Origin of the sequence: Corallococcus carmarthensis, from assembly GCF_003611695.1 — a bacterium.
Taxonomy (GTDB): Bacteria; Myxococcota; Myxococcia; order Myxococcales; family Myxococcaceae; genus Corallococcus; species Corallococcus carmarthensis.
This window is the reverse complement of record NZ_RAWE01000231.1, coordinates 1-15,762: the sequence shown is the minus strand read 5'-3', so window position 1 is coordinate 15,762 and position 15,762 is coordinate 1. Positions and strand designations below refer to the sequence as shown.

Below are 15,762 nucleotides of genomic sequence, written 5' to 3'. Positions count from 1 at the left end.
CCTCCCCCCTCCTCTTCCGCCAAGGCCCCGGCCCTCCACGCCGAGAACTGAGGTCGCCTCATGCAACGCATCCTGCTCATCCTGACGGCCGCGCTGTGCGTCCTGACCGCCTGCGGTCCGGACGATGACGAGTCATTGCTCTTCGGTACCCGGAAGGCCCGTGTCGAAACCGCCGACGGCGGTGACGCGGGCTCCGCCGATGGCGGCGACGCCGGCTCTGCTGACGGTGGCGAAGCAGGCTCCACCGACGGTGGCGACGCGGGTTCGGCGGACGCCGGTGACGCTGGAGCCGCGGACGGTGGAGATGCGGGCTCAGCTGATGCCGGCAGCGACGCCGGCTCATCCGACGCCGGCAGCGATGCAGGCACATCTGACGCCGGGAGCGACGCAGGTTCCTCAGACGGCGGAGAGCCTGACAGTGGTACCTCTGACGCTGGCGCCACGGATGCAGGCAGTTCCGACGCGGGCCCGGTCGCACAGGACTTCCCGTTGTATCTCGAAGACACCTCCATCGACTTTGGCAGCCAGGACGCATGCACGCCGGGACAGGACCAGGTCGTGCTGCGCAATCCCTCCACGAAGACGCGCAAGATCCACAATGTGAGCATCAGCGGAGGCTTCACCCTTATCGGTCTGTATGACTCCGCGGGCACCCGCTGCGAGACACTGCCCTGCACCGTGCCCCAGTTGCCTCTGGGCAGCACGAACCAGCTCGACATCCGGGTGCGCTTCACACCGGGCCAGCCCGGCAACTTCCAGGGGAAGTTGACCCTCTACACGGATGATCCGGACGCGCAGATACTGACGGTGACGCTCGGCGGCTCGGGAACGGGTCCGCTGCTCGTGCTCGGACAGTCGTCCGTGGTGTTCGGAGCCCAGAAGGTGAACACACCGACGACGCGCACGGTCACGGTGATCAACCTGGGTAATCAGCAATTCTCCCAGAAGCCCTCGGCCACTGCGCCCTTCAGCGTACCGAACGCGAACCTGACCATCCCCGCGGGCAGCTCGAAGACGCTCGACGTGACGTTCAACCCCAACCTCGGGGGCGACTTCACGGGGATTCTCAAGCTGGCCCCCGAGCTGTCGGTCTGCCCCACCCCGCCCAGCGCCTGGCTCTACGGCCAGGGCCTGTCCCCCGCGAAGCTGAGCCTGAACCGCACCACATTGGCCTTCTCGCAGACCGCGGTGGGGGCCAGCAGCGCTCCCGAGGAGATCACGGTCACGAATACCGGTGACAGCCTGCTCACCGTGGATGCGATGGAGCTGGTGCCCCTGGACGCACCGTTCCAGGTCAACCCCTCGGGCGCCTTCAGCCTCGCTTCCAACGAAAGCAAGCGCTTGCAGCTGACGTTCCACCCGACGGCAACGAGTGTCACGCAGGGCACGCTGACCTTCGACAGCAACGACACCGCGGCGCCATCGATCAAACTGTCGGGCACCACGACGCCGAGCACGCCCTGCCTGGACATTGTCCCCCTCTCGTTCGACTTCGGCGAACAGGAGATCGGAAATGCAACCAGTCAGAAGGTGACGGTGAGAAACACGGGGACGGTTGCGCTGACGGTGTCGCCCACGGTGACGGACAGCAATGCTTTCACTGTGAACCCCATCACCGCGTTCACGCTGGCACCAGGTTCCGCGGGACGGGAGCTCTTCATTACTTTCAAACCCGGCGCCACTGATACCGGCGACGTGCATGGTCAGCTCACCTTTGGCACCTCCCCCGCGACCTCCTGCGTGACCAACGTGCCCCTGAAGGGCACCGCACGCAGGACTGAGCTGGAGGTCAACCCGACCCGGCTCGACTTTGACCCCTACGCGGTAGGTGAACTGCCCCAACTCACCCGGCAGGTGACCCTCAAGAACACCTCGGCGTGGCCCGTCAAGGTGTTCCCGGTGCCGCCTGAAACCCTGGCGCCCTACACGCTCACGGGCATTCCCGCCACGGGCCTGACCATCGCACCAGGGAGTACCGCCCCGTTGACCGTGACCTTCGCCGCGAGCACCTGGGGCGAAGCCTTCCCACGCACGCTCCAATTCCAATCGGATGCCACCGAGTCCCTGCCCCCCATACCGATCACTGGCCGGGCGCTCGCCCCGGAGTTGAAGCTGGACAATGACACGCTGGTGTTCCCGAACGCGGCCCCCGGAGGCGAACGCCTGGCGGACGTGACCTTGCGCAACACTGGCAATCAGGCCCTCTTCCTGTCGAGGATCACCCCGGACAGCGACATGTACTTCCAGGTCGTCGACTTCCTGCCCCAGACGGTTCAGCCGAATGACTCCACGACGGTGAAGGTGCGCTTCCGCCCACAGATATTCGTGGGCGACCTGGAAACGCGCCTGCGCTTCTTCACCACGAACGACCGGCAACTTCCACCTGTGCTCGTCGTCAAAGGCAACTCCAATGGCCCCAACGCCATATTTGGCGTCCCCGCCATCGACTTCGGCTACGGGCAGGTCAACCAGACCCAAGTGGATGACAAGAGCCTGACGCTCATGAATCACAGTGGCGCCTCTGAATCCCTGAAGGTGACCTCGATCCGCGTGCTGCAATCAGGCTCGGCGTTCTCCGTGGATCCGATTACATCCTCCGAACCCGAGCTGGGCCCTGGCTCCACGCGCAAGCCACCATTCAAGGTGAGCTTCCAGCCGGTCGAGGTGGGGAAGCAGTATCAGGACACCTTGGAGATTACCTACCGGGGCGGAACGACGGGAGTCGTCACGGTCCGCACCTTCCCCTTGCTTGGCCGTGGCGCGGATGCGGAGCTGACAGCCCCTGAAGGAGATATCAATTTCCCGGCCACCCTCTTGAACGCCACCAGCGGAACCTCGCTCCTCATCACGAATCCCGGTCCGGTCCCGGTCGACATCGAGTTCGTCACTGTCGAAGGGGCAGGAGGCTTCATCGCGACAGTGGACGGTTGGCCGAACACCATCATCCCGAAGAATGGCGGCTCACGCCGCATCGACCTGGTGTTCAATCCCACGACGAGCACGGGCTCCTTCTCCGCGACCCTTCGGATCAAGCTCAAGACCTCGCCAGCTCTGGTCTATGCCCTTGAGCGCAAACTGACCGGCGTGGCCGCCATCGCGAAACTGGAAATGAGCAGCAATCAGCTTGTCTTCGGGGAGGTCCCACGACTGACCTCCAGGTCCCAGTTCATCACGCTTCGCAACATCGGCTCCGCGAGGCTCACCGTCAGCAACGTGATGGCAGCCGGCGGGCCTTTCACCGTGAAGCCGGCGGCGGCGGGCAAGTATTTCCCCATCATCCTCGAGCAGAATCAATTCGAGCAGATCGAAGTCACCTTCCGTCCAGAAACGACGCTGCAAGCGGACGCGGTCCTGCGAGTCTTGAGTGACTCCGATAAGGCCACGGACCTTCCCATCAACGTATCCGGACGGGGAACGGTGCCAATGGTGGCATTGCCAAGCGGCACGCCCCAGTTCGCGCCTCAAGCCAAGGACACCGAAGGGCCAGGAAAAATCGTGGTGGTGAGGAACGACGGCAAGGCGGACCTGGTCGTCGACACCGTGGCCGTCGCGGGTGAGTTCTGCCTGCGGCCTGATCCAGAACCCAGCCCCAAGCCTAACGACTGCCCCGCATCGCTCCTGGGGTTCACCGTGAAGCCTGGAGAATCACACCTGTTCAACGTGGCTGCCAAGCCTACGGATCGAGGCAAGCGCACCAGCACGCTCACCATTGTGAGCAATGCCGAGACGACACCCAACCTCGTTCAACTGGAAGTGGAAGGCGTGGGGAGTGTGACGTTGCCCTCCACGGTGGTCGACTTCAGCTCGGTGAACTTCGGTTCGTCCGAGGACAGGCTCCTGACGGTCACCAATTCAAGTCTCACGGCCGCGTCCGTCTCGGTGGTCTTCGACTCAGGGGGAAGCGAGTTCACCGCGGTGGACCAATCCCTGGATGTGCCTGCGGGGCAAAGTGGCCAGCTCAAGCTGCGTTTCCGCCCGCTGGGAACGACTGCGGGGCCGAGGTCGGCGACGGCCAGGTTGAACGTGAAGGGGGCGGGACAGGTCCCGTTCACACTGCAGGCCGTGGCCACCTCCGTGCGCATGGAGGTGACACGCAAGGACGGCAAGACCTTCGATGGCTCACTCGACTTCGGAGGCACACGGGTGAACACGAATTCGGATTTCATCAGCCTGCGGCTGACCCACGTGGCGCCGGGCGGAAGCGCGGATGCGGGCACCGACGGCGGTTCTGACTCGGATAAGAGCCTGCTCACGATCCAGGACATCAGTCTGGATGGAGAAGACGCGAAGGCCTTCATCCTCCCGGACCTCAAGCTGCCCGTGTCATTGGTGCGCGGGGGGATCCTGGACGTGCCTCTCCAGTTCCATCCCGACGCACAAAGGCGCTTCAACGCGGTCCTGCGCATCACCTCTGACGACAGCCAGGCGGGCATCACTCTTGTGACGCTGGCAGGCCGCGGCCGGACCAACCAGCTCAGCCTTTCCACGCCCTCGCTGGAGTTTGGTGCGCGAGTGGCCGAGTCCTCCGCCTCGGCGGTCCGTTCCGTGCGAATCACCAATGAGTCGCTCCAGCCACTGCAGGTTCAAGGCGTGGAGATCATCGGTGTGGCGGAGAACTCGGAGCCATCTCACTTCAGCATCGAGTCCGCGCCTACGCTCCCGCTCGCGCTGGCAGCGCAGGAGTCGAAGGACATCTTCATCAAGTACGTTCCTCGCCCGGATGTGACGTCCAAGGCCGCCCTTCTGGTCGTAACGAACGACATTGAGTCCCCGGATGCACAGGTGTCGCTGTCGGGTCGAGGGCTCTCCACGGTGTTCCGAGCGCTCAACCGTTCGCTGGATTTCGGCACCGTGCGCCAATCGGACACGGTGACGACAAAGGTGGTGCTCACCAACGACAGCACCCAGGAACTGGTGTTGATGCAGCCCAAGGTAGAAGGCCCCCAGGCCACGAGCTTCATGGTGGTCTCCCCCAACCTGGGAGCGGAGGGCCGTGCGCTGCCCCAGGGTGACTCCCTGACGCTGGAGCTGAAGTACGACACGTCGGTGATTGGCACGGCGAAGGCGACGTTGGTCCTGGGCACGAAGGACCAGGAGCGCGCGGCGCTGGTGGCGCTGTCGGGTGTGACGGTGGCCAGCTACCTGACCATCGAGCCCATGGATCTGGATCTGGGCTGGGTGGACATTGGCGCCACCAGCGCGCCGCGCACGGTGACGCTCACCAATCAGTCCGCGTCGCCGGCGAGGTTGAGCGTGGTGGGAAATTCCAACCCGGCGTTCCAAATCGACGCGAGCGCCCTGGACGCGGAACTGGCGCCAGGAGCGCAGACGACCGTGGGTGTCACCTTCCGCGGCGAGGTGGGAGGCCCCGCAGACGGAACGCTGAAGCTGCGCCTGCGAGGAGAGACGACGGCGGAGGCCTCGCTCACGCTGAAGGGGCAGGCCAGGACCCTGGGCGGCACGGGCGGCGGCTGCGCCTGTGGAACCAGCGGGGATGGGGGCGCGGCGTTGGCCCTGCTGCTGCTGCTGGGCCTGGGGCTGGCGCGTCAGGGGCGGCGTGAAAGGGCGCGGTCTGCGTCCACTCATTCGCTCCCTGGCCACTGAAACACAAACCCACCAAGCCACCACCCAATCCCCATCACCGCCCAATGCCAACACCCAAAAACAAAGACATCATCATTGTTATCGCCTGGCCCAACAAACGTGTTCGTCTGACACCTGGGACGCGATGGGTCGAAAAAACAGGCATCATGGGCGCTAAAGACGGCACCATCGAGGCGGGCCATGCCGGGGCCATCCTCGTTGACGGGGAAAAAGGAACAACGAAGTACTACGATTACGGACGGTACGGGAAGAACAAGGACAAGGGGATCGTGCGCTGTAGCGTCACTCACTCGCTGTCAGTCCCTGACGCGAAGCTCGACCTCTCTGGCGACATCTGCAACATCGACAAAATCCTCCTTTCCATCGCAGGAAACAGCTTGTTTTCTGACTATGGAAAGATGATCGCCTCTGTCTGCAAAGGTGGCAGCTACCAGAAGATGGTCGCTTTCGCAGAAGACCTGCGCTCAAAAGGAGAGACCCCCTATGGTCCCTTCAAGTACAACGGCACCAATTGCGCCCGATTTGTTGCAGACCTGATCATCAAGGGAGACGCCCCCCTGACTGTCGTTGCAGATGTCTGGACCAACGTCACGCCAAGCCCGAAGGGGAACGTCGAGAATGCCGACACCGAGGAAACAATCTACACGGTGGAAAACAATAAACTGACGACCAAGAACACGTGAGCCCCCTTCGCTCACGCACCATCCCATGCTGGCATTTCCGAGACATATCGTGCCTGACATCACCTGTCGGGTTGTTGCTGGCGATACGCTTTCCGAGATAGCAGCGCGCCACGACACCTCGAAGGAAGGGCGCACGTTCCGTGGTGAGGTCGACGTCATTCAGGAGATCCTTTCGGACCAGAAACGACGTGTCATGGCCATGGTGGCGGCACTCAAAGCGCAGGGACTCACAACCCCCTGAGCAAGTTCAGCCACTCCGCCATCCGCTTCGTCACTCCCGACGATAGGCACTTCGGCCGTGAGCGCGCACTGCGATGATTCAGCCCTCCGACAACAACGCGCGCGTGCGCGCCCTTTCGGCCATGTGGTGGAAAGAACAGGGGCAACCGGGTAAACCCGCTCAATGGCGACGATCTCCAAAGCTCATGAACGGCCCTCCGCGTGGAGTCTCCGCGGCGACGCGTGGCTGGGACTCTTCCTCCTGGCCGCTTCTTGCAAGCAGCCAGTGCCGGAGACGAAGCCGGTGGAACTCCCTCCCCCGACGCGCGAGGAGGCCGCCGCCCTCGCGAAGCCCGTCTCGCTGGAGATCAACGGCTATAACTACACCGACCTCGCCATCGACACCTTCGAGGTGAACGGACAGGGCGGAGGTGACCTCGCGGTCAGTTCGACCACCAGCGGTGGCGGCAAGGGGGCCTGCTGTGTGGGGCTCTCACCTGGCACGAAGTTCCCCGTGGAGCTGACCATTCGATGGACACGGGACCGGAAGCGCTGGTGTGAGAAGGCCGTGCAGCTCGCGGGGGTTGCTACCGCTAACCCCCAGCATCTCGGAGTGCATTTCTTCCCGGATGGACACATCGAGGCTGAAGTCACGGAAGGCTACCCAGACTTGAAGTTGAAGCTCGACCGGGTGGACGTGGGCAGGCGCAAGGCCGCTGGAAACTCGGTCCAGGACGAGCAGTCAGCGAGGTGCCGTGATGGCGACGACCCATGAGCAGGGCAAGCAGCAGTCTCCCAAGAGGTTGATGCAGGCGGCCTGTCTGGCGGACGTCGATACGGAGGGCACGGCGCGTGCCCCCAGCGTCAAGACGTCATTGGCTCCGCAGAGCGTCCCAGCCCCCGCGCCGCAGGCCATCAAGGTCTCCTTCTTCTTCGACGGCACCGGGAACAACCTGGACGCGGACCTCGGCACCGAGGAACACAGCAATGTCGCGCGCCTGTTCCGTGCCCACGCAGAGACCAGCTCCGTCACGGGGGTCTTCAGCTACTACCTCCCTGGCATCGGAACCCGCTTCAAGGACATTGGCGACCCTGGCGGCGAGAAGCTGAGCCTGGGTTTCGGCGATAGGGGTTCGGATCGCCTCGACTGGGCGATGAAGAAGCTGGAGGAGGTGCTCGACCTGAGCAAGGGCCGGCCGGTTCATCTGGCGCTCTTCGGCTTCTCTCGCGGAGCTGCGCTGGCGCGTGCCTTCGCCCGGCTCGTGGCTGATAAATGCATCGGGAGTCAGGCCGGTGGCTGGAGTCTGACTCACAAGAAAACACCGCATCCTGTCCGCCTGTACTTCATGGGCCTCTTCGACACCGTGGCATCGGTGGGCATGCCCATGAGCACCAACAACGGTCAGGCCATAGACCTGTCCACGGGCGTCCTGAACCTGGAGCAGGCCCTCAAGAGCCGCCACTCCTATGGCAGCACGCCCGCCAGCATCGCCTTCGCTTCCGGTGGCGCGCCCGGCGCGGATCCTGCGTCAGGCTGGGCGGATGGCCACGTGGCCTGGGCGGACGACCTCCGCATCCCGGCCATGGTGGAAGACTGCGTCCACATGGTGGCGGCCCACGAAATCCGCAACTCCTTCCCCCTGGACAGCGTCCTTCAGGGCAGGAGCTATCCGAAGAACTGCCGTGAGTTTGTCTACCCCGGAGCGCACTCGGACGTCGGCGGCGGCTATCGCCTGGGAGAGGGGGCTCGCAGCACGGCGGCCGGCTCGTTCTTGAGCCTCATTCCCCTGAGGACGATGCGGACCGAGGCGATCAAGGCCGGGGTGCCACTGGAGGCGGCCAGTCCCCTGCCCCTCAAGCAGAAGGACTTCGGAGAGGACCCCTCCAGCAAGGCCGCGTTCGCGACACTCCACCGCCGCTTCAAGCACTACATGGAAAGCGCGGGCTGGGGAGGAAAGCCGGTGGGCGTGATGCTGCTGTCCCACATGAAGCACTACTACCAGTGGCGCTTGCGCAAGGCTTTGCTCAACCAGAAAGCCCGCGGCGCGAGCAAGCCCACCGCGGACCAGGCAGTGCTCGCCTCCTACGAGCCGCTCTGGGCCACCGAGAGCAACAAGCTCACCCAGACCACCAACAGGCTGAAGACCGAGTCCAAGAACCACCTGCGAACAGCGTGGGCACTCCAGGACTCGGGAGCGTGGATTTCCAGCGAAGGGCAGCAGATGTACGCGCAGGAGGTGGAGCTCGCGCGCAAGGCAGAGGACCAGTACCTTGCCAAGAAGTCCCTCCTGGACACGATGCCCAGCACGGATGGCTCGTTCGTGAAGAATTCGAGCATCTACGACGCGCAGCTCCTGAGGGACGCCCAGGCGCTCCAGCAGCTCGCCCAGAAGAAGGGGCGAGACACGCTGCGACCGCACTATCGCGCGCTGCTGGCGGCCTATGAGGCGGAGTCCACCGGCAAGGGACTGAAGGATGAGGAGATCATCGCGTTCTTCGACACCTACGTGCACGACTCACTCGCCGGCTTCGCTGGCGATGCGACGCTGCCGTCCGACCCGCGCGTCGTTTACACGGGCGGTGACGACAAGCTCGAATACGCCAACAACGGGAAGGCCGCGCCCCGGGGTCTGCAGAGCGCGCTGCAAGACTCCACGCTGGGCTAGCAGCGTCCGGTCGTGGGGCACTGGCCTCGGAAGTGCTCGGCATCGGGCTGGCGATCTTCTATTACCTCGCTCCTTCCAGCTCATCGCTTGCGGTAGACCCACGACCGCAGCGTGCCCAGCTTCGCCATCCCCAGAAGCGTCCGCTGCGCCCCTGCAATCCCTCACGGCATGCCGGTGGCCGGTCGGCTACGCCCTCTGGCCACCGAGTGCAGGACCTTTGCCGCCAATTCGACTATGCTCACCGCCGAACCACTCGGCAGGAAACAGCCATGATCACGGTTGATGATATGACTGTAGAGATGAAGGGCCTGAAATTCAGGCTACATACCGCATGGGCCAAGATCCCATTGGGGAGCATCGTGGAAGTTGTAGATTGGCCGCCAACGACCCTGGGCGTGTCTATCAACTACAAGAGCCCGTTCCACAAAGGCGCCATCACCGTGCCGAAATACATCTTGGCTCCAGTCACGGCGCCGGTCGCCGGGATACAGCAATATACCGTAGGCTTGAAGGGCCAGCAGGCCCAGGTAGAGAAGTGCCAGAAGCAAGTGAATGACCAGAGAATTGCGCTTGAGCTATGGAAAAAGGACGAAGGCAAGTACGCCAAGAATCACGACTACTGGGAGAAGCAACTCCAGCCGCTGCAGCACGAGCTAGGGAGGCGAGAAGGAGTCCTCTCCAGCACCCTGCATACCCTCGGCCAAATGCTCGTCCGAGAAACAATGTACAACCGCTTCGATCAAACCATCAGCACCTGGGTCAAGCACTACGAAGCAAAAATCAAACCCGAAAAGAAGATCGATCCAAACATCGTCAAGTCGATAATTTTTCAAGAGACCCGGATGGGGACTTCCGGCAGACATCTGGAACTTCCTCCTTACACTTGGAACGGAGGGAAGACACATCCCGTCAAGTCCCGCTTCAACCTCATGCAGTCAGTCGACAGTTCCGCACACCAGCAACTCATCATGATGGAAGAGATGGCGCCAGCCATCTTCATCAAACACAAACTCCCTGAAGCTGTAAGGGAGAATCAAAAGAAGGGAAAGACGGAGTCTGAGCTCTACGCATGGAATGGGGGAGCCATTCCCAAGGCGATGCGGGAATTCTTCGTGTACCGTGATACCGCCGACAAGAACCTCATGGAGACCCCAGCAAGAGACCTGCACGAAGACTATGCATTCTGGATTCGGACCGGCGTTCGCTGGCTCTTCCAGAAATACGTCTCCCTGAATGCCAGGAGTCGTACGTGGCCGGAGGCAGTTCGCGCATTCAATGGCAGTGGAGCCGACGCCCACACCTACCGCAATGAAGTCATGGGGCGCGTTGGGGCCAAGGGGACACTCAAGGTGGGAAACACATGAGATATCCTCTCCGACTCAAGCAGCGCGCGTTGCGCGCTATCATTGTGGGGATGACTGCGTGGTTCATCGGATGTCATCGTCCCATCTCCGCGGAGACTCAAGACGCAGGCGTCCAGTCAGTGGAAGCCGCCAAGGATGCGGGGCTCCCCATGACGGCGGAGAATCCAAAGCCGAAAATCGAAACCGTGCCGGGGCCAACCTCTCTGTCAAAGGATGGAGGTGCACCCTCCCCTCCTGACGAGGTGAGTCTCGTCAGTCTCGATGAGCTCGCGCCCACCCCACCCAGTCCTATTCCCAGCACCGCCTTGGTTCGTTCCCGCGAGCAGCCCACTGGCGGTGTGCGTGAGCGAACGGGCGATGTCTCGGTTGTAAGCCATTGCGAGAAGCAGTCCTGCATGGACGGGCTACAGGATCTACGCACCAAGCGCGAGCTGATTGCCCTTGCACCAACCCGGGACGAGAGGGCAACGCTTGATGGGCAGGGCAGCGTTCAACGCGTGGTCAAGATCGCTCACACAAGCGACGGCTTCGTCTCTGTCTATACGGGCTCCACGAACATTTCTGACGGTGCGAAGGCCAACAATAGCCTCTCCTGCGCGACTTATGGCCGCGGCACGGGACGCCCCTTGAATCTCAAGGACGCCGTGCCGCCAAAGGAAGCCCTAGCCTTGACGCACCGTGCAGAAATGATGCTGGAGGCGTTCCAACGAAAGCACGGTCTCCCTGCGTACCGGCTCACCCCCAAGGGATTTCTTCACGACGCCAGCTCCGGCCGTGTTGCGCTATGCGCGGAGGCACCTACCCCCATGGCAGGCACGGTCATTGTCATTTGGCTCCAACAGTAGGCAGCAGCAGTTAGCCTCCACCTCCGATGAAGCCACGACTGCTTCCAACCGCCGTGGCGCTCCTTGGCATCGGGATTGTGGGCCTCTACTCCTACCTCACACTGGCCCCGTCCAGGTCCATGCCCACTCCGCCCAATGCGCCGGAGGTGGTGCCAGAGTACTTCGCGGAGCGGACCTCGGACTGCGACGTGGTCCTGTTGAATCTTTCAAAGTCGGACGCAGGCCCTTTCAAGCGGGTCCTGCCCGTGGGGGCAAACCAGCCTTACGAGCGGCTGCGCCGCAATGTCTGGGAACAGGGCCGGTACCTGGTCCGCGGACGCTTTACAGGCAAGGTCCGTGAGTTTCAGGAGTGCGCCAGCTTCCCTGAGTTCGAGGTGCTCGACTTCAAGCCCTGGGGCCCCGTGCAACGGTGCGCCTCACCCGGCGCCCTCGATGCGGAGATGCTGACGTATACCGGCGACCTTCCCGAGGACCGCTACGCCCCCGAGGACTTCCTGGGCGGGCCCTGGCCTCCTTCGTTCGACGAGGCATCCTGCAGACGCGTCGCGGCTTGCGCGTTGGACAAGCGCCGCGCCGACTCCCGCGGGTCTCCCGAGGACGTCATTGACGGGGAAGAGCTTCCCTCACTGGATGGCAGATTCTGCCATCCAGTGACCTGCGAGCCTGGAGAGCAGCGGGTCGATGACTGCTCAGGAGTCATCTGGTGCTGCCGGCTCCTGCCCGTGGATGAACAGGCAACACAGGACTGACTCGCGGCCCCCGGGACTCCCAGGGGCCGCGAAGCCTGACGACTGCTACCGCCGCGCCGGAGGCACGCCCGCGTCGCCGTACAGGTACGCCTGCAACGGCTTCACCGCGAGGTCCGAGCGCTTCAGCGACTCCAGCGCGCCCACCGCCATGCGCGCCGCCTGCACCGTCGTGTAGTACGGCACCGAGTGCATCAGCGCCTCACGGCGGATGGAGAAGCTGTCCGCGATCTCCTGCTTGCCGAAGGTGGTGTTGATGACCAGCACGATCTCCCCGTCGACGATCTTGTCGACGATGTTCGGCCGGCCCTCCTTCACCTTCTGCACCCGCTGCGACTCGATGCCCTTCGTCAGCAGGTAGTCGTGCGTGCCCGCCGTCGCCGTCAGGCTGAAGCCCATCGACCGCAGGCGGCGCGCCAGGTCCACCACCGCCGGCTTGTCCTCGTCCTTCACGGAGATGAACACCCGGCCGCTCTTGGGCAGCTTCACCCCCGCCGCCAGCTGGCTCTTCGCGAACGCGGACGCGTAGTCCTCGGCCAGGCCCATCACCTCGCCCGTGGACTTCATCTCCGGGCCCAGAATCACATCCACTCCGGCGAAGCGCGCGAACGGGAAGACGCTCTCCTTCACCGCCACGTGCCGGAACTCCGGCTCCTCCGTGCGGCCCAGCTCCTTCAGCGTCTTGCCCACCATGCAGAGCGCGGCAATCTTCGCCATCGGGACGCCCGTCGCCTTGGAGATGAACGGCACCGTGCGGCTGGCGCGCGGGTTCACCTCCAGGATGTAGATGTTCTTCCCCTGGATGGCGAACTGCACGTTCATCAGCCCCACCACGCCCAGCTCGCGCGCCATGGAGATGGCCTGGTCCTTCATCCGCTCCACCAGGTCCGGCGACAGCGAGTGCGGCGGCAGCGTCGCCGCCGCGTCACCCGAGTGCACGCCCGCCTCCTGGATGTGCTCCAGCACGCCGCCAATCAGCACCTGCCCCGTGCGGTCCGCCACCAGGTCCAGGTCCACTTCGATGGCGTCCTTCAGGAAGCGGTCAATCAACACCGGGTGCTCCGGCGACGCGCTCACCGCCTCGCGCATGTAGCGCTCCAGGCTGGACGCGTCGTAGACCGTCTCCATCGCCCGGCCGCCCAGCACGTACGACGGACGCACCATCACCGGGTAGCCGATGCGCTCGGCCACCTTGAAGGCCTCCGCGTGGCTGCGCGCGACGCCGTTCTCCGGCTGCAGCAGCCCCAGCTTCTCGATGAGCTTGGAGAACTTCTCGCGGTCCTCCGCCCGGTCGATGGCGTCCGGCGACGTGCCCAGGATCGGCAGCCCCGCCTGCTCCAGCGGAACGCTCAGGCGCAGCGGCGTCTGCCCGCCGAACTGCACGATGGCGCCCACCGGCTTCTCGCGCTGGGACACCTCCAGCACGTCTTCAATCGTCAGCGGCTCGAAGTAGAGGCGGTCGGACGTGTCGTAGTCCGTGGACACCGTCTCCGGGTTGCAGTTGACCATCACCGTCTCGTACCCGGCCTCGCGCAGCGCGAAGGCCGCGTGCACGCACGCGTAGTCGAACTCGATGCCCTGGCCGATGCGGATGGGACCGCTGCCCAGGATCAGCACCTTCTGCCGGTCCGTGGGGGGCGCCTCGTCCTCCTCCTCGTAGGTGGAGTACAGGTAGGGCGTGTACGCCTCGAACTCCGCGGCGCAGGTGTCCACCCGCTTGAACACCGGACGGATGCCGCGCGAGTGACGGTGCGCCCGCACCTCCGCCTCCGGGTAGCCCATCAGGTTGCCCAGGTACTTGTCGGAGAAGCCGTGCGCCTTCGCCTGACGGAGCACGTCGTCCGCCAGGTGATCCAGGCGGCCGATGTCCGCCAGCGACTGCGCCTCGTGCACCAGCGCTTCGATGTGCCGCAGGAACCACGGGTCGATGGCGGAGAGCTGGTGCACCTGCTCCACCGTCATGCCCTCGCGGAACGCCTGCGCCACGAACCACGGGCGCTCCGGCCGGGGCACGCGCAGCCCCTCGTTCAGCACCTTCTGCCGCTCTTCCTTTTCCGAGGGCAGCTCCGGCGACTCCAGGCCCACGCGCCCCAGCTCCATGGAGCGCAGCGCCTTCATGTACGCCTCGGGGAAGGTGCGGCCAATGGCCATCACCTCGCCCACCGAGCGCATGCTCGTGGTCAGCGTGCGGTCCGCCTTGGGGAACTTCTCGAAGTTGAAGCGCGGCACCTTCACCACCACGTAGTCCAGCGTCGGCTCGAAGGAGGCCGGCGTGTCGCGGGTGATGTCGTTGCGCAGCTCATCCAGCGTGTAGCCCAGCGCCAGCTTCGCGGCGACCTTCGCGATGGGGTAGCCCGTCGCCTTGGACGCCAGCGCGCTGGAGCGCGACACGCGCGGGTTCATTTCGATGACGACCATGCGGCCGTCGCCCGGGTGGATGCCGAACTGGATGTTGGAGCCACCCGTGTCCACGCCAATCTCGCGGATGATGGCCAGCGACGCCTGCCGCATGCGCTGGTACTCGCGGTCCGTCAGCGTCTGCGCGGGCGCCACGGTGATGGAGTCACCGGTGTGCACGCCCATCGGATCCAGGTTCTCGATGGAGCAGATGATGATGACGTTGTCCGCGGAGTCGCGGACCACCTCCAGCTCGTACTCCTTCCAGCCCAGGACGCTCTCCTCCACGAGGATGGTGGAGGTGGGGCTCGCCTTGAGGCCCGAGCGGCAGATGGCCTCGAACTCCTCGCGGTTGTACGCGATGCCGCCGCCCGTGCCGCCCAGCGTGAAGGACGGACGGATGATGGCCGGGAAGCCGATCTCCTCCACCAGCGCCATGGCGTCCGTGAGCGTCGTCGCGTAGCCGCTCTTGGGCAGCGCCACGCCAATCTTCTGCATGGCCGCCTTGAAGAGCTGGCGGTCCTCGGCCTTGTTGATGGCCTCCAGCGAGGCGCCAATGAGCCGGACGCCGTACTTCTCCAGGATGCCCCTCTCCGCGAGCGCCTTGGCCAGGTTCAGCGCCGTCTGCCCGCCCATGGTGGGCAGGAGGGAGTCCGGGCGTTCAGCGGCGAGGATCTTCTCCGCCGCCTCCACGGTGATGGGTTCAATGTAGGTGCGGTGCGCGAACTCTGGGTCCGTCATCACCGTGGCGGGGTTGCTGTTGAGCAGCACCACCTCCACGCCCTCGTCCCGAAGCGCCTTGATCGCCTGGGTGCCTGAGTAGTCGAACTCGACGGCCTGCCCGATGACAATCGGGCCCGAGCCAATCACGAGAACCTTCCGGATATCGGTACGCTTGGGCATCGGGCGCCCCCCATACCAACGTCCGCCGCCACATGCACGCGGTGCGTTGTGGCATCCGAAGAGACCGTCCGATGCCTGCCCGCTCGGAGGACCCCGGCCCGGCGTCCTCTGCTACGCTGCCGCGCTTCCTTCCGGAGGTTTCATGCGTCGCTGGCCCCTGGCCCTGCTCGTCCTTCTCTCCGCGCCCTCCCTCGCCCAGGACACCGCTCCCGCCGCCATCGAGCACTTCGCCACGTAGCGCATCACCATGTCCGCCGACGCGGGATCCTGGTCGAACCAGGTCTTGAAGGCGTTCGCCGCCAGGCCCGTCGCCGTCAGGCCATTCAATCTCAAAC

Annotated in this window: 9 protein-coding genes and 1 pseudogene; 8 read left to right on the top strand and 2 right to left on the bottom strand. The window is 64.3% G+C overall.

Features of this window, described 5'->3' with window-relative positions; translation table 11 throughout:
* Positions 1-60: 60 nt before the first annotated feature.
* The 8 genes from D7X32_RS37275 (at position 61) to D7X32_RS37250 (ending at position 12,130) form a co-directional block, all read left to right on the top strand.
* On the top strand, positions 61-5,604 hold the full coding sequence (locus D7X32_RS37275; protein WP_147450418.1) for a choice-of-anchor D domain-containing protein: 5,544 nt from the start codon (positions 61-63) through the stop codon (positions 5,602-5,604).
* 44 nt (positions 5,605-5,648) lie between these two features.
* Positions 5,649-6,287: a DUF6695 family protein gene (locus D7X32_RS37270; protein WP_147450417.1), complete on the top strand. Its 639-nt coding sequence runs from the start codon at positions 5,649-5,651 to the stop codon at positions 6,285-6,287.
* A 49-nt stretch (positions 6,288-6,336) separates the two neighbouring features.
* Positions 6,337-6,528 (top strand): LysM peptidoglycan-binding domain-containing protein, encoded by a 192-nt coding sequence (locus D7X32_RS45160; RefSeq protein ID WP_147450416.1) that lies wholly within the window; start codon positions 6,337-6,339, stop codon positions 6,526-6,528.
* Between the two features lie 162 nt (positions 6,529-6,690).
* Positions 6,691-7,281 carry a DUF3304 domain-containing protein gene (locus D7X32_RS37265; RefSeq protein WP_120607288.1) on the top strand — a complete coding sequence of 197 codons (591 nt, stop codon included), beginning with the start codon at positions 6,691-6,693 and terminating at the stop codon, positions 7,279-7,281.
* Positions 7,265-9,172: a T6SS phospholipase effector Tle1-like catalytic domain-containing protein gene (locus D7X32_RS37260; protein ID WP_147450415.1), complete on the top strand. Its 1,908-nt coding sequence runs from the start codon at positions 7,265-7,267 to the stop codon at positions 9,170-9,172. Before D7X32_RS37265 ends, D7X32_RS37260 begins: the two co-directional genes overlap by 17 nt.
* Before the next feature lie 269 nt (positions 9,173-9,441).
* Positions 9,442-10,536: a hypothetical protein gene (locus D7X32_RS37255; protein ID WP_120607286.1), complete on the top strand. Its 1,095-nt coding sequence runs from the start codon at positions 9,442-9,444 to the stop codon at positions 10,534-10,536.
* Between the two features lie 149 nt (positions 10,537-10,685).
* Positions 10,686-11,381 (top strand): hypothetical protein, encoded by a 696-nt coding sequence (locus D7X32_RS45155; RefSeq protein ID WP_147450414.1) that lies wholly within the window; start codon positions 10,686-10,688, stop codon positions 11,379-11,381.
* 26 nt (positions 11,382-11,407) lie between these two features.
* Positions 11,408-12,130, top strand: a complete 723-nt coding sequence (locus D7X32_RS37250; protein ID WP_147450413.1) for a hypothetical protein — start codon at positions 11,408-11,410, stop codon at positions 12,128-12,130.
* A 45-nt stretch (positions 12,131-12,175) separates the two neighbouring features.
* Here D7X32_RS37250 and carB read toward each other — a convergent pair whose 3' ends face one another.
* Positions 12,176-15,427, bottom strand: coding sequence for a carbamoyl-phosphate synthase large subunit (gene carB, locus D7X32_RS37245; protein ID WP_120607284.1), 3,252 nt, complete (start codon positions 15,425-15,427; stop codon positions 12,176-12,178).
* A gap of 111 nt (positions 15,428-15,538) precedes the next feature.
* Positions 15,539-15,762: pseudogene (locus D7X32_RS46375) on the bottom strand (hypothetical protein); the annotation flags it as partial.

What these genes read in the sequence shown, in the direction of transcription:
- carB (WP_120607284.1), bottom strand. Translation starts at nt 15,427, where the DNA reads ATGCCCAAGCGTACCGATATCCGGAAGGTTCTCGTGATTGGCTCGGGC.
- D7X32_RS37250 (WP_147450413.1), top strand. Translation starts at nt 11,408, where the DNA reads ATGAAGCCACGACTGCTTCCAACCGCCGTGGCGCTCCTTGGCATCGGG.
- D7X32_RS37265 (WP_120607288.1), top strand. Translation starts at nt 6,691, where the DNA reads ATGGCGACGATCTCCAAAGCTCATGAACGGCCCTCCGCGTGGAGTCTC.
- D7X32_RS45155 (WP_147450414.1), top strand. Translation starts at nt 10,686, where the DNA reads ATGACGGCGGAGAATCCAAAGCCGAAAATCGAAACCGTGCCGGGGCCA.
- D7X32_RS37275 (WP_147450418.1), top strand. Translation starts at nt 61, where the DNA reads ATGCAACGCATCCTGCTCATCCTGACGGCCGCGCTGTGCGTCCTGACC.
- D7X32_RS37270 (WP_147450417.1), top strand. Translation starts at nt 5,649, where the DNA reads ATGCCAACACCCAAAAACAAAGACATCATCATTGTTATCGCCTGGCCC.
- D7X32_RS37260 (WP_147450415.1), top strand. Translation starts at nt 7,265, where the DNA reads ATGGCGACGACCCATGAGCAGGGCAAGCAGCAGTCTCCCAAGAGGTTG.
- D7X32_RS37255 (WP_120607286.1), top strand. Translation starts at nt 9,442, where the DNA reads ATGATCACGGTTGATGATATGACTGTAGAGATGAAGGGCCTGAAATTC.